The 14,796-nt window shown below is 51.5% G+C and carries 10 protein-coding genes and 2 pseudogenes; 9 read left to right on the top strand and 3 right to left on the bottom strand.

Annotated features, from left to right (window positions below):
* Positions 1 to 129 precede the first annotated feature (129 nt).
* A complete protein-coding gene (locus tag GOW48_RS22090; RefSeq protein WP_170756222.1) occupies positions 130 to 738 on the bottom strand; it encodes a hypothetical protein in 609 nt (202 codons plus the stop codon).
* A 351-nt stretch (positions 739 to 1,089) separates the two neighbouring features.
* On the opposite strand from GOW48_RS22090, the gene GOW48_RS22085 reads away from it, so the two are divergent.
* The 8 genes and pseudogenes from GOW48_RS22085 to GOW48_RS22580 form a co-directional block, all read left to right on the top strand.
* The gene (locus GOW48_RS22085) at positions 1,090 to 2,136 is read left to right on the top strand and encodes a Gfo/Idh/MocA family protein (RefSeq protein ID WP_269149635.1); all 1,047 of its coding nucleotides are present in this window, start codon (positions 1,090 to 1,092) and stop codon (positions 2,134 to 2,136) included.
* 2 nt (positions 2,137 to 2,138) lie between these two features.
* A complete protein-coding gene (locus GOW48_RS22080) occupies positions 2,139 to 3,116 on the top strand; it encodes a hypothetical protein (protein ID WP_170756220.1) in 978 nt (325 codons plus the stop codon).
* Between the two features lie 34 nt (positions 3,117 to 3,150).
* Complete coding sequence (locus tag GOW48_RS22075; protein WP_170756219.1) at positions 3,151 to 3,777, top strand: SIS domain-containing protein; 627 nt, start codon at positions 3,151 to 3,153, stop codon at positions 3,775 to 3,777.
* A 2-nt stretch (positions 3,778 to 3,779) separates the two neighbouring features.
* Complete coding sequence (locus GOW48_RS22070; RefSeq protein WP_170756218.1) at positions 3,780 to 4,568, top strand: inositol monophosphatase family protein; 789 nt, start codon at positions 3,780 to 3,782, stop codon at positions 4,566 to 4,568.
* A gap of 25 nt (positions 4,569 to 4,593) precedes the next feature.
* Positions 4,594 to 5,271: an acylneuraminate cytidylyltransferase family protein gene (locus tag GOW48_RS22065; protein WP_170756217.1), complete on the top strand. Its 678-nt coding sequence runs from the start codon at positions 4,594 to 4,596 to the stop codon at positions 5,269 to 5,271.
* 10 nt (positions 5,272 to 5,281) lie between these two features.
* Complete coding sequence (locus tag GOW48_RS22060) at positions 5,282 to 6,202, top strand: phosphoglycerate dehydrogenase (protein ID WP_170756216.1); 921 nt, start codon at positions 5,282 to 5,284, stop codon at positions 6,200 to 6,202.
* A 121-nt stretch (positions 6,203 to 6,323) separates the two neighbouring features.
* Positions 6,324 to 7,223, top strand: coding sequence for an SMP-30/gluconolactonase/LRE family protein (locus tag GOW48_RS22055; protein WP_170756215.1), 900 nt, complete (start codon positions 6,324 to 6,326; stop codon positions 7,221 to 7,223).
* Positions 7,224 to 7,725: 502 nt separating this feature from the next.
* Positions 7,726 to 8,382 (top strand): annotated as a pseudogene (locus GOW48_RS22580) (transposase); the annotation flags it as partial.
* 49 nt (positions 8,383 to 8,431) lie between these two features.
* Here GOW48_RS22580 and GOW48_RS22040 read toward each other — a convergent pair.
* Positions 8,432 to 11,983: a glycosyltransferase gene (locus GOW48_RS22040; RefSeq protein WP_170756212.1), complete on the bottom strand. Its 3,552-nt coding sequence runs from the start codon at positions 11,981 to 11,983 to the stop codon at positions 8,432 to 8,434.
* A 96-nt stretch (positions 11,984 to 12,079) separates the two neighbouring features.
* Positions 12,080 to 13,248: pseudogene (locus GOW48_RS22035) on the bottom strand (UDP-galactopyranose/dTDP-fucopyranose mutase family protein).
* 500 nt (positions 13,249 to 13,748) lie between these two features.
* Here GOW48_RS22035 and GOW48_RS22030 point away from each other — a divergent pair.
* Complete coding sequence (locus GOW48_RS22030) at positions 13,749 to 14,603, top strand: 6-hydroxymethylpterin diphosphokinase MptE-like protein (RefSeq protein WP_170756211.1); 855 nt, start codon at positions 13,749 to 13,751, stop codon at positions 14,601 to 14,603.
* Positions 14,604 to 14,796 lie beyond the last annotated feature (193 nt).

Genomic DNA, 14,796 nt, shown 5'->3' with positions numbered 1-14,796 from the left:
TCGCTCTAGCAGCAACCGTGCTATTCTGGCTGTAAATCAATGAGGCCAGAACATAAAGACGAACCTTGGTTCGACCGGACCACGGGCTTGTGTGGATGTTTGGCGCCAGACCGGAACTCAAGTCGCGCCTCAGATCAGGTTGAGGCTTTCATCCCAGTCCAGGGCTTTAACGCGCAGAGTATCGCCAGTTCTAACTGGGAAAGCTGGGCTAAGACCACCCGTTGCGACCCATTGCCCTGGCAGTAGCGGCGCGCCAAGATTGCTCGCAACCTGAAGAAACTCGAAAGCAGCTCCTAGCGGACCCTTGGACAGATTGGTGGAACTGCCGCATGGGGTTTCTGTTCCATTACGCCAAGTGCGGCATGAAAACTCCTGTTGCAAGATGGTTTTATCAAATGGAGTGATCCCGGTGATCCAAAGCGCACCAGCTCCGGCCCGGTCCACGATCTGTCCGTTCAGATTTGTTTTCAACGTTTCGGGAAGAACCGATGCGGGAATTTCGAACCCGATCGACATGCGGGAAAACTGCACATCGCCGCCAGCATTGTTACTTTGCACAAGCTCGAGCATAATCTCCGGTTCAGCCAGTGGCGCATTGAGATGGGCAACTGGAATGGACGGAGTTTTTACGGACAACTCTTCTGGATGCAGCGGGCCAATGAAAATGTCTTTATTCCGGAAGACTTTCCGCGACCATGGATTGGCCCCGCCGACTTTCCACGCCGCGGTTTTTTCCATTTGCGCAAAGCTGATGGCATATGCGTCGGACACGCTTTCCGGTATGTCTGACTTTTCCAGCAGAGCGGGGCGCCCTGCTGTTCGGGCCCGCGAGAGCGCTGCGCAGAGGTATTTTGAGCGTTTTTGATCCATAATTCTACTGCAATCCCCTGTGTCGGGTAATCCATAACGCTGAATAAGCGCAGTGCAAACGAAGTTTTTCTCAATTGGCGAGTGCTCACACCTTGGAAGGAATTCCAACTTGCTCAGGGTTCGCAGCCTGATATATTCGGCACGATTTGGCGTTCAGACTTTATTGCACGGTTTCAGAACGTTGCTTGGTGCTTTGCCGCGATAAAGAGAGACTTGTTCATGACCTTGCGTGTGGCCATTGTAGGATATGGTAAAATGGGACGGATTCGTCACGAGGCCATGGAACGTCACGGCGGGTTCGAAGTTGTAGTAGCCTGCGACACATCGCAGGATCCAGATGCAAATTTTGCTATGGTTACTGACCCTTTGGCTGTCTATGATTTCAATCCGGACATCATTGTTTGCAGCGTCCCAAACATGATGATCCCGGATGTGGTTTGCACGGCGCTGGAACGCGGAAAACATGTGTTCTCGGAAAAACCACCCGGTCGTAGCTCGGATGATGTGCGCCGCATGATAGCAGCTGAGCGCGCGGCACAAGATCGGGTTTTGAAGTTTGGCTTCAATCACCGGGTCCATGACGCGATAGAAGAGGCAAAGAAGCTGATCGACGCTGGCACAATGGGCGAGCTCTATTTCATGCGAGGCGTTTACGGCAAGGCGGGCGGCCCGGACTATGCGCAGAGTTGGCGCAACGATCCGGCACAATCTGGTGGTGGCATTTTGATTGATCAAGGCATTCACATGCTAGATCTGTTTCAGATGTTTGCTGGTCGTTTTGAGGATGTACAAAGCTATGTCCAGCGCAATTTTTGGACAGATGTTCCGGTTGAAGACAACGCTTTCGCGCTGATGAAAAACGCTGATGGCATCGTTGCCTCGGTCCACTCTTCCGCAACGCAGTGGCAACACACGTTTCGGCTCGAGCTTTACTTGCGCAATGGTTTTGTTTCGGTGGACGGCATCCTCTCGGCTTCGGGCAGCTATGGAACGGAGGTGCTGACGGTTGCGTTAAACAGGTTGGATACAACCGGAAATCCAATCCCGAACCCGGAAAGTCAGGAATTGCGTTTTACGGAAGACAAGTCCTGGGACAAGGAAGTCGCCGAGTTCTATGACGCGGTTGTAAAGGAAGAACCGTTGCGCTGCGGCACTTCTCAGCAAGCGTTGGATGTGATGGAACTGGTCGAGAGAATTTACTCCGCTGATCCAGAGTGGCATCGAATACTGCAAGACCAAACCCCGCTTCCCGATCAGGCAATCTGACAATGCAAACACCTGTTTTCCTTGATCATCTTCCCGATGTAAATACCGTCACCGGGGAAAAACCCGCTCGATACCGTCTTGCGCGTAACAAGGCATTGTTAGAGTTGATGCTGGATCGCGATACGACGTGGACGGTGCGTAGGAATTGTCCGGCCTGCGGAGGAGATTGTGCCAAGAGCAAGAACTTTTCCCAGACACTGCTGGAATTTCAGCGCTGCTCAGACTGCAACACCATTTATGCGCAGCGTGTTCCCAGCCAGCAAACGCTGGACCGTCTGCGGCTTGACATCATCAGTCGGAAAGAAACCGGAGATACAGGCAATACCCGCGAGTTTGAATACATCTCGCTCATGAATTGGATCAGCCTGACCGAGGCGCGACTGCAGCGCCCGCTTGATAAAGTTGTCGACATCCGGTTTGCCTCGCATGCGACCGCCTGGCCCGAGTCGACGCGGCGGTTAAGCCACAACCGTAGTTGGGATTTTTTGCCGCTCAGCCTCGAAAACGCTGGATTTGACAATATTGGTGAACGTCTCAGGAACATAGCACCCCGGGCAGTCTTGATGCCGACAGAGTTAGATAGGGTCGCCGACCCCGAGGCCCTGGTTCGGACAATCAAGCACTCGGTTCCCGCTGGAACTGTGATTTTCATAGCCAGTTCCTGCGCGGACGGTTTGGAGTATGAAATCCTGGGGGCGGATTCCCCAAGTTTCATTCCGCTCGATCGGCTGACCGTTTTTTCGATCAAGGGCTTTGAGGCACTTTGCGCAAAAGTCAGGCTTTCGGTTCTTGAAATTTCAACGCCCGGTCGGCTGGACGCGGTCATTCTGGATCGCTACTTCAAGACCACTGAGAATTCAAATATCCCATTCTGGTCTGGTTTTTTTCGCGAGGCTGACCAGAACCGTTTGCATGACTTGCAAATCCTGCTACAGCGCAGCCTGAGATCCGGGGTTCTGCGCTTTGTCTTGGAAACCTAAGAGTGACCGACCCATCTTCGAAGGATGAATGGAAATGAGAGACTTTTTCCCAAACAAACGTTTTTCGAGTTGTGAAAGCTTTGCTGGCCAGTACTTCGACACCCTCTCCAAGGCTGCAGCATTAAGCAATATGAGTGCATTGGACCAGGTTAGTGCGTTGCTAATCGAAACAATCCAGGCGAGCAACTTCATCTACATCTGCGGCAATGGTGGCTCTGCCGGTATTGCCAACCACTCACTGTGTGACTTTTTGAAGTGCGTACGTACAGACACAGAGCTAACACCGCGTTTCATGTCTCTTTCCGCACATACCGAAATGAACTCGGCGCTGGCAAATGACATTTCATATGCCGAGGTTTTTGCCTACCAGCTGCAATCCATGGCCAGACCCGGTGATCTACTATGGACCGTAAGCTCGTCGGGAGACAGCGAAAATGTCGTGAGGGCGCTTGAAGTCTCAAAGGACATTGGCATGAAATCCATTTCGTTTACCGGGTTTTCAGGCGGGCGATCAAAGGACATGGCGGACGTGAACGTGCATGTTGAAGCCACGAACTACGGCGTCATCGAAGATATCCACATGTCATTCATTCATATTCTGACCCAGTATATGCGTATGTCAAATATGGACGAAGCACTTATTGCAGAACGTAAGTTTTGACCATGTCTGGTCAGCCAGCGCTAGACGGGATACGTGCGGCGTTGTGCGCAGCACTGCCAGGTTGGGTGAAGGAGGTGTTCAACGAGCAGCCAGAAATCTGGAGCAAAGGCTCAGATGGTTTGGACTTGGTCACCAATGTGGACCTGAACATGCAAAGGCTGCTCAAGGCTAGGCTGCAGGAATTGCTTCCCGGTTCCTCAGTAGTAGGAGAGGAAGACTACCGCCCGCACGAGGGTTCAGGTCCACTCTGGCTGGTTGATCCGTTGGACGGAACCGTGAACTTTGTTGCCGGGTTACCCGTTTACAGTGTTGCTGTGGTTTTGATGATCGACGGCGAACCGACGCTGTCCGCTGTGTATGATATCGTACAAAACGATCTTTATTCGGCGCAGAAGGGCGGCGGTGCCCGCCTGAACGAAGAACCCTTGCTTCCCGAGCCCAGACAATCAAATTTGGCAATTGTGTCCTCTGGGTTGCTCAAGGATTTTGCAATTGTCGCGCCTGACGCGCTTGCACAGCTGCTGACCATGTTTAAACTGCGCAATTTTGGCAGCCAGGCATTGCATTTGTGTTACGCTGCAGCAGGACGCGTCAGCCTTGTCGCTAGCCGGGAAGCAAAAGGCTGGGATGACATGGCAGGCGCCCTGATCGCGCAGGAGGCCGGGCTGCGCTATGCCAGCTATGATCTCGGTGACGCGCCGGTCAGACTAGACAACGATCAAAAAAGCCTTTGTGCGCCTCGGGAAATTTTTGAGAAGCAAAAGCCGCTATTTGCCCGCAGTTGCGCCTAAGCTGGCTATCGATGAGAAGGAAGACATGAAAACAATAGCAATGATACCCGCTCGTATGGGTAGCCAGCGACTGAAGAAGAAAAATCTTGCCCCGCTAGCAGGGCAACCGCTGATTACCCACGCGATCGAGAAATGCAAGACCTCAGGCTGCTTTGACGAGGTCTACGTTAATTCGGAAAATGCAGAGTTCGGATCCATTGCTGATCATTGCGGTATCAACTTTTACAAGCGCCCCGAGGAGTTGGGCAATTCGGTCGCAACATCAGAGCAGTTTGTTTATGACTTCCTGAAAAACGTCGATTGCGACCTTCTTATTCAGGTGCATTCGATCGCACCTTTACTGACAGCTGAAGAAGTAAAGAACTTTGCCGAGGCGTTTATCGCATCGGACGCGGATGTGATGCTGTCTTGCATCCAAGACCGGATTGAAGTGGCGTATAGAGATCAGCCTGTCAACTTCACGTTCAAAGAGAAAACCAACTCACAAGATCTGGAGCCCACCCAACGCGTCACCTGGTCTATCACCGGTTGGCGTGCAAAGTCCTATATTGAGGCAGTAGAAGCTGGCACCATCGGCACTTACAATGGCAAGATCGCCTTTTACCCAGTGAGTGCGATCTCGGGCCACGTGATAAAAACACAGGAAGACCTTGATATCGCCGAAGCTCTTTTGGGCGTTCTGGCAAAACGCAAAAACGCATAAGGGTTCAGTCATGCATGTGCTTGTTTCCAACATCATGATGATAAACGAAAAAGATCGTTTTGACGCGGTTTTGCGGGAAAAAGGGTTGATGCCTATCTGGCCCGAAGTGAACCAGTTCATGGCTGAACATCAGTGTCTGGAATATGCCCAAGGCGTGGATGGTTGGCTCGCCGGTGATGATCAGATCACGAAAACCGTTCTTGAGTCTTATTTGCCGCGGCTCAAAGTGATCTCGAAATGGGGTACCGGTATCGACAGCATTGACCTTAAAGCAGCGCAGCGCCTGAACGTGCCAGTCTGCAATTCGCCGGGCGCGTTCCGGGATGCGGTCAGCGAATATGCCATTGGCCTGTTGCTTGCCGCGACACGCCGCCTAGCGCGCACCGACCGGATGATCCGCGCGGGTGAATGGCCGAAGGGGCGCTTTCCCGGAATGACAGGAAAGACCATGGGTGTTGTAGGCTATGGCGCCATCGGTCAAGGGGTGGGCCAAAGGGCGCGCGGTCTGGGCATGAATGTGATTGCGCATGATCCCCATATGGATTCAGCTCCGGACGGCACGCAGATCGTTTCGTTTGATGACCTGCTGGATCAAGCCGATGTGATCTGTTTGTGCTGCAACCAAACGCCTGAAAACTATCATCAGATTAACGCGGATACGCTGGAAAAAGCCCGTGATCAGGTGATCCTGTGCAACGTGGCGCGCGGCGGGCTTGTGGATGAAGCGGCGCTGATTGCCGCGCTGCAAAGTGGCAAAGTCGCAGCCGCAGCGCTGGATGTTTTTGAACAGGAACCTTTGCCCACCGATCATCCGCTGCTGCAGTTCGAAAACGTCGCCGTTTCAAGCCACAATGCCAACAGTACCGTGCAGGCTATCGAATATGTGCATGAAAACACGTTGAATAATTTGTACCGGCACCTGGGGTTGTGATCGTACGGGGCGCTATGCAAGCGGGATCGACAGAGAGAGGTGAATTTGGTGGCCGACTTCATGTGACGGGTATCAGGCTGTCTAGGAATACGTCTGAGGCGCATTGTTGTTTGGATTTTTTATGACCCATCAAGCGAAGATTTTTGATGATCGCCCCTGTACCCTTGGCGAAGGCCCCATCTGGCATCCGGAGCGCCAGCAGCTTTTCTGGTTTGATATCGTCAATTCGAAACTCCTGTCGCGCGTCGGAACCCAGTCCTTTAATTGGCAATTCGACCGTAATGTCAGCGCTGCGGGTTGGATTGACCGGGACCATCTGCTGATTGCCAGCGAAACCGGGTTGAGCCGCTTCAACCTCGTGTCAGGGTCCGAAGAAATGCTCTGCGACATCGAATCCGACAACCCGTTGACGCGCTCCAACGACGGTCGAGCCGATCCCTGGGGTGGCTTTTGGGTCGGCACCATGAGCAAATCCGGAGATACAGGCATGGGAACGCTCTATCGCTGGCGTCCGGATCACCATGGGGGCGGTGAATTGCAGGTTTTGAAGCGCGATATGAGCACTCCCAACTCCATCTGCTTCGACCATAGCCGGGACTGCGCGTATTATTCCGACACCAAAACCCGTATCATCTGGCGTATCCGGGTTGACCCCAAAAACGGTTGGCCATTGGATGAGGCGGCGATTTTTGTCGATTTGCGCGCTACAGATGACCATCCTGAACGCAAACCAGACGGTGCTGTGGTGGATGCAGAAGGATGCCTGTGGAGCGCTCAATGGGGTTCGGCCCGCGTCGCGCGCTACAGCCCCGAAGGAGCTTTCCTGTCCGCGATTGATCTCCCAACCGGCCACACGTCTTGCCCTGCGTTTGGGGGTCAGGATTTTCAGCATCTCTTTGTGACGACGGCGCGCCAGAAGGTACCCGAAAATCGTTCGAAGTGGCTTGAACATGCCGGAAACACGTTTCTTGTTCATTTGGATGTTCGTGGCTGTGCTGAACCGCGCGTTATTCTCAAATAACGATGTGGTAACCTGACTTTGTGCTAACCTATTCTGCGGGCGATTTGAGCCCATTTTCGGTGCGAACGCTCAGAGATGTTGGGCCGGATCTCAAAAGAGGCAGCCGCTACTGTGCGAAAACCGAATGGTCCACGAACTCTGCCAACAGTTTGTTGTCTTAGGCAGACAGACGCCCATCTTATACCAAGTGGATCAAATAGGCTTTTTAGATACACTTAGTCGCATCCATGACCTTCACAAAACCCCGCAGACGAAGACAGAATAGTAGCCGACGTGATCGAACCGACGCATCAATACGGTCGATATGGCTGTCGCAGGTTCGCTGCACTGCCGAGAGAGGCGATAGGCTGTCTGAATAACGTCAACTCAACGCCAACGGGACAGTTTAAGTCGACTTGATAAGAGGGGGTTTCTGGCTCATCGTAACCGCCAAGGTGTGGAGATGAGAAACAAACCCGGAACTAAGCACCGCCACGGCGAAAAGATCAAGGATCTGGATATTTATGAAAGTGAGCTTTCTCCAAGTGAATCGGCTTTTCGCTTCACCGGCACAGAAAAGTGCTTTCCGTCGGAAGCTTCTGTCTATCGCATCCTCAAGTTCTACGATCTGATCATCAGCCCGGCCTATGTGGTTTTGTCAACCGCAGACGAGTTCCAGGACAAGACAACACGGCCGAACAAGCTATGACAGACCGGCTTTATCTATCTGAAGGTGATCCGCTGGGGCTGGTTTTACGTCGGCACGATCATAGTCGATAACAGCCGATCCATCATCGCCTGGAAGCTCTGCACAACGATGACAGCCCGTGATGTTACCGATACGCTGGACCCGGCTTTGCAGGCGTCGGGCTGTGCCCAGGCGACCGTCTGCCACAAGCCGCGGCTGCTCAGCGACAGCGGGACCCGCTTGATCTCTGGCCAACTTGCTGAATGGCTGGAAGAGCAGGAAATCGATCATGTTCAAGGGGCGCCATACCATCCGTAAACTCAGAGAAAGATCGAGCGCTGGCATCAGATTGTCAAGAACCGCCTCTTGCTGGACAACTTCTACCTGCCCAGTGATCTCAGGCAGCAGATCGACGCCTTTGTCGATTACTACCGCCACCGGGGCTGTCACGAGAGCCTGCAAAACCTCATACCGGCTGACGCCTACTTCGGAGCGCGGCCATCTGTCTCAAAACCCTTGACGACGGGCACCTCCACAGTTCCTATTTACGACGGCCGCGCAAAGTGCGAGAGGCGCGCTTCAAGGAACGAGCCAAGCCACGTGCATATCGTTTCGAAGACCTAAATATACGTTTATGCTTCTTTGACTTGTCTGCCTTTGGGCGCATCCAACCGGTGTTCCGTGAACCGCCATCCAATTGAGTATCGCGCGACCCCGAAACAGCTTTCGGAATCTCACCGCGCAAAGCGGATCGAATAAATCCCACTTTTTCCGGCGACATGTAAGAGAACATAGACGCGAGGTCGTCGCGTTCAAAGTACTCATCGTCCCCGGAAAGGAACAGGTTCGGGATACCAGCCAGATATGCCTCTTTCAAATCCTCCGGCAATCGGGTCCAGGCAAAGTGCAGAAGGTGGATTTTGTAGGGAACGTAGTATTTTTGGAACTCGTCGTAGCGACCGAATTTGGTAAAAATTTCATTCATCAGCCGGACAGCGTCCAGCATTCCGATCACACGCGGATTGACCGATTGGGTCATTGAGTTTTGGTTTATTCGAAACTTGTAAAACGGCTTGTTGAGCACAAATATGTTCTGGCTGGAAAGCAAGGTGCGCAAGTTCTGTGGGTTGTCATCGAAATTGGCGCAATCGAGATCGAAATAGAGGTCCTTGTCGCGAAAGAAATCGGCCTTGAACACTTTTGCCCAAGGAAAGGGATATTGCGCGAACAGGCGCTTATGCTGCTCTTCCATCTCAAAAAGCCCCTGCTGCGGCAAATAGTTCTGAAATTCTCGATGCCGAGGCCGGCCTGTTTTGGAAACGTTGTAAAGCTCGCCGAAAAAGAAATACAACACATCTGCTTTCGTTTTCTGCATCGCTGACAGTAGCTTTTCATACGCATTAGGGACCAGCAGGTCGTCGCAGTCAAAGAAGTGCAAGTATGTGCCTTTAGCTTGTTTTACCCCAAGGTTACGAGCGGAGCGTTGGTTGGATTCTTCCTGATAAAGCGGCTTCACGCGCGTGTCTCGGCGGGCGAAATAATCCAGGATTTCCTGCGACCCGTCAGTGGATCCGTTGTTTACGCAGAGAAGTTCAAAATCACCAAAACTCTGTGACAATATCGATCCGATACAATCGGCCAGATATTGCTCGCCGTTAAAGACCGGCATAATGATCGAGAGAGCAGGCGTTCCCTCAGCAGGTTGCGCAGACTTGTTATGCGCGTTCAGTGCAATTTGTTCGGCTTCCAGACGCTTAGGCCCAGATGCGTTGAGCAACGTCTCTATGTCTTCCGTGACTTGTAACTGCGGGCGGCCAAATTCTGCACCCGAAACGGAATATACGTAATACTTCAAAAGCCGCGCGACATGATCTTCGAATGACGTCTTTTGCGCCGATGTTAAGCCTAACTGAAGGGCATTCAAAATATCGTCTCTGAGAGCGTCCCTGCCGCTCAGTTCATAAACCGCGCCAGACCCGTTCAACTGATTGCGCCCAAGCATCAGGACAGGAGTGTCCCGCAATAACGCTTCGTAGTTGCTTTGCGAAACCTTGACCAGCGCAAGGTCGGCAATCTGCAGGCAGTCATCAAGGTTAACGTCCTTCAAAACCGTTACATTGGGGTACTCGTCTTCAAGGTCCAGTCCGCGCGTGATCGAAATGGGATGGGGCTTGTAGACTAGGTGGGTGCCCAGATCGCCCGCAAATGCCTCGGACAAGTTGCGAACAACATCGTCATTATCGCTAAAAAAAGGTGAATGATAGGTCCGGGCGTTGTCGTCGTAGGGCACATGGCCGGAAAAGGCACAATTGCTGCCGATATAGGCGACAATCTTTTTCCCTGAACTTTTTAGCCTCAAAAGCTGGTTCGAATCGGATGGCGAAACATCGATTTTGACGTTCCGCGTTGGCCGATCGCGCCGGGTCTTCTCGAGATAATTTTTGGCGGCTAACCTGTCGGCATCCGCCAACGGCAATGCGTTAAAGGCGTCAAAATTCTGGGCGACCCAGCTTTCGCCCATGTGACCAAGGCAGTCAAAGGCCAGTGTTTCTGGAAGAACACCGAGCTCCATGGTTAGAAACGGGATGCCGCGTTGCTTGCAAATTTGCCTAAGGATTCGCGAGCACAACAAATAGGCACCCCAGCCAACAACGACATCCGGTCTGTAGTAAGATATTGCTTTACTTAAATAAATATATGCCGCATTTGCCACTGCGCGGGCATTTCTTTGCGAACATCCATATTCCTTGACCAAAGCGGCGATCGCATCCGAAATTGCCTCTTCGGGAATATCGCTTCGTCTAAGTCCGAACTGGCGGCCAAAACGATTATTGAAAACCGTGCGTGTCACATGAGCCAACAGGTCAGGCAAATCCTCGGCGATCAGCCCGTCATTGCCATTGGCGTTTACGTTTCCATCGATAACCGCTAGGTCAAATTCGTTGTTGTCGAGGAAATCCGCCAATGTGCCGCGCAGTGGGCGATGACTACCGGTGTCGAGCCAAGAAAAGAACAGCATCCGCTTCTTTTGGCTGTCGGCCGTCAACTTCATCCATTCTTCGCGGGCTGCAGCTTTGGTCTCTATGTTGTGCTCGGTGAAAAACGGCGACGGGGCGTCAAACGGGTCGTAATCGGTTAACTGGCGGATTTCATCAAACCGTTCCGTTTGCTCTTCCACAAAGAAATATGCATTTTCGTCGACCAAATAGGATGGTGCGATTGAACGATAGCCCCTCCAAGCGCCACCCGCGAAGTGCACAACATACGGTTTTTCTTTTGTTTTTTTGTGAAAGAACTCTTGCGGGCTACGCTCGTCCAGCAGATTTTCCCCGCCGTTGCACAGATGCAGGACATCCCCTTCCTCAAACAAGCGGAACAGCTTGGGATCCTGGGCCCGGATCAACCGCACCAGATCCTGATCGTGCCAGAGGCAGTCCCGGAACAGTTCGATGTGACAGCTTGAGAAAAGCGCTTCGACCCGCCGGAATATCGAACGCATTGTCCTGGGGGAAGAGATCACAAACCCGATGTTTATTTCATGCTGGCCAAAATCCAACCCGTCGCTTGCGTGAAGTCGGGAATAGTGGGCATTTTTCATCCACAGGTTGGTGCCCGGCAAATTTCTGTTTTCTTCCTGCCAATACCATAACGCATCTGGATCAGACTGAGCAGTACGATGAAACAGGTCATTTATATCACGCTGAAAGTAAAGATCGTTGTCGCACAACGCCACAGCGTCATAGTTTCGACCGAACTTTTCCACCCAATCATTGATGATCAGCTTGCTCATTCTCTTGTTGCGGTACAGAAGAAAAGCGTCGTCTTCTTCCAGTTTTCCACGCAGGAATTCAGGTTGAGATCGAGCTATGTCACGACGGTATTTCCAGTTCTGGAAGCTGGTAAGTGGATTGATCAGAAAGCGGATTCCACGGCTTTCGAGGTATTCCTGGCACCCTGCGCTCAGATGGGTAGAGATGACCCACAAATCCCCATTGAAATTACCTTTTTCCGGGTCGAACAGGGACTCTATCATCAAATTGGCTTGCGCCACATGCATGGTGTTGGCTGTAAAAACAATTGCGTTTTTAGACATCTCGAAAATTCTCGTTACCGAAAGATTTTTGCATTGAAAGTTCTTTCTGATCGGGCCGGCGGCGCAATACGTTAGATCGCAATTGCTCGGCAATTACTATACGGGTCTGACAAAAAATGCTGGTGCTTCTTCGCCGTCGGTCACTTTAGCCTCGAACCCACGGGCGGTATCAAGAGCCTCTCGAATCGTCACGTCCATATCCAGATAGCGGTATGTACCAAGTCGGCCTACAAACGTTACGCCGCGAGTGGCATTGGCAAGATCAACATATGCGCTCAGCAGTTCTTTTTCTTTGACTTGGCGAATTGGGTAATAGGGAATATCTCCGAACTCTGCCGAGCGCGAGAACTCACGATAACAGACAGAGCTTTCGTGTTCCTCCCAAGGTGCAAAATGCTTGTGCTCTGTAATGCGCGTGTAAGGTACGGTCTCTTCGCCGTAATTCATTACTGCGCATCCCTGATAATCCCCGTCATAGTCAAACCGTTTGAAATCAAGCGTTCGATATCCCAGCCGCTCCAACTCACAATCAAAATACTCGTCGAGCGGGCCGGAATAGAACACATGATCATAACCCTCTCCCATCGCGCGAGCGAAGCTTTTGTTCAGGTGAATCGTGATTCCGGGGTGGTCCAATATCGCCCGTATCATCGCACTATAGCCGTTTTTGGGCATGCACTGGAATTTATGAAAGAAATAATTGTCGTCATAATTGAATCGCACTGGTAGCCATTTCAGGATGGAAGCAGGCAGCTCAGACGGGTGCATGCCCCATTGTTTGATCGTATAACCCTTGAAAAAGGCTTCATACAGATCTTTACCAACAAAACGCAGCGCCTGTCTTCAAAAGTCTTTGGAACAACAATGCTGCTGTCCGCCTGTTCTTCGGCGATAAATCTCTTTGCCTCGTCCGGCCGCATTGTTTTGCCGAATAACTGGTTGATGGTGTGCAAATTGATTGGAAGCGAAAAAACGCTTCGCTTGCCACTTGGATCACGACAGGTCGTCTTAACCCGATTATTAAAGGGCAGGAATTCCTCAAACCGATTGACGTAGCCCCACACTTCGTCATCATCTGTGTGGAAAATGTGTGGGCCGTACACATGGAGCATTATGCCGGAGTCAGGATCGCGGGCAGTATGACAGTTCCCACCGATGTGATTGCTGCTGTCGACTATAGTTATATCATGCCCAGCTTCGGCTAAATGGCGCCCGGTTACGGCACCTGAAAGCTCGGTCCCCACCATCAGATATTTTTTTGTCATGCCCTGCCCAACCATATGGTCTTATCAGCGCAAGTGTTAATAGAGTACCTGTCTTTACGCAATCACACTTGTGGGATCTGCCCGGTGCCCCAAGGCCGCGAAGGCGACGCAGCTAAACAGTATGGTTTAGAGGCAAGAATCTGCACAAGAATCCATCAGAAACAACAATCGCCCGTCTTCCCGGCGCACCCTTTTAGGCAGCTGAAAAGCTAGAAATGAGCAGTCACCGAAGACGATCCATGAGCAAGGCCTGTCTTTTGCTTTCGCTCCAACGGGGAGCTGCCACGGAAGTAGATCCTAGTTCTCTTGTGACGACTTGAGTATTATTACGAACTCATTTCCAACACGAACCCTGGTCGCGCTGTCTTCTGGACAACCCTGTATGGGTTGCTTAGGGTTACGCGGTGAGTGGAACTTTGAGTTTTGCTCAAACTGCCTCGTTGTCACTAGAACTATTGGCCGCTCAAAAGGTTATCAAGTTTGGAGCTCGGTAATTTATCATGGTTCCACTATGGAAAATCAAAAGAGAGTTGCAGCGTGCTTTTGTACCCGGGTATCGCACCAGAATTTATTCAAATGTCAGCAAGCAGGATAAAAACTACCTAAACGGATTGACCAAAAAATACGCAGGAAATAGATGTTTTATCATTGGGAATGGTCCAAGCCTTACCGCTTCGGACCTTGAAAAGATAAAGGATGAGATATCGTTTGCTTCCAATAAAATTTTTCTGATTTACGATCAAACATCCTGGCGTCCCAATTTCTATTGTGTTGAAGATAAGCTGGTTTTTACTCAGTGCCTTGATGAAATACAAAAACTGTCTGGATGCAAAAAACTGTTTCCGGCCAATTTTTTTTCTGACACTAAGAGATTCGAAGATGCGGTGTGTTTTCCTTTGATACCACCCAAAAACTGGGATAACCCGCTGGAAGATTCTGAATTCCCTGAGTTCAATCCAGACCTGACCAGCGGGATCGCGTGGGGGTCAACAATCGTTTACACCGAGATACAATTAGCGATAGCCATGGGTTTCACAGAAATCTGCCTGCTGGGTCTGGACCACCAATATACCGACGGTAAAGTCTCTGAGGGCGAAAAGGGTGTTATGGTCAGCGACGGAGAGCAGAACCACTTTCACCCGCTTTATCGCCTTCCGGGGGAAAAATGGCACTCACCAAATTTGCATGTTCTGGAGGTTTCCTATGCAAAAGCCCGCTCGGAAGCGGAAAAATTGGGTGTACGCATTGTCAATTGTTCCAGACGCACGAGGCTGAATGTCTTTGAGAGTGAGGAACTGGAGAGTGTCCTAGCCCGTAGCTCGAGTGGTAGGCCCAATTTGACTGGCCAAGTTTAATTGTTACCGCATGATTGGGTTCTGGTCCATCGGAGCAATAGTACCTTTTGCCCGCAGGAGGTAACCGAGTGCTCTGCGTGGTCTTTTGGCGAAGAAACCAAACAGGCGGCTCACTGCCGCTCACCAATCTCGTGGTCCCTAGGTTCTGGACCTATTAATTTGGTTGCCGTCGACTTTGCTGCGTGATTCAAGC

This window comes from Ruegeria lacuscaerulensis, assembly GCF_013033355.1.
Classification (GTDB): domain Bacteria; phylum Pseudomonadota; class Alphaproteobacteria; order Rhodobacterales; family Rhodobacteraceae; genus Ruegeria; species Ruegeria lacuscaerulensis_A.
This window is presented reverse-complemented; position numbering and strand designations above follow the sequence as displayed.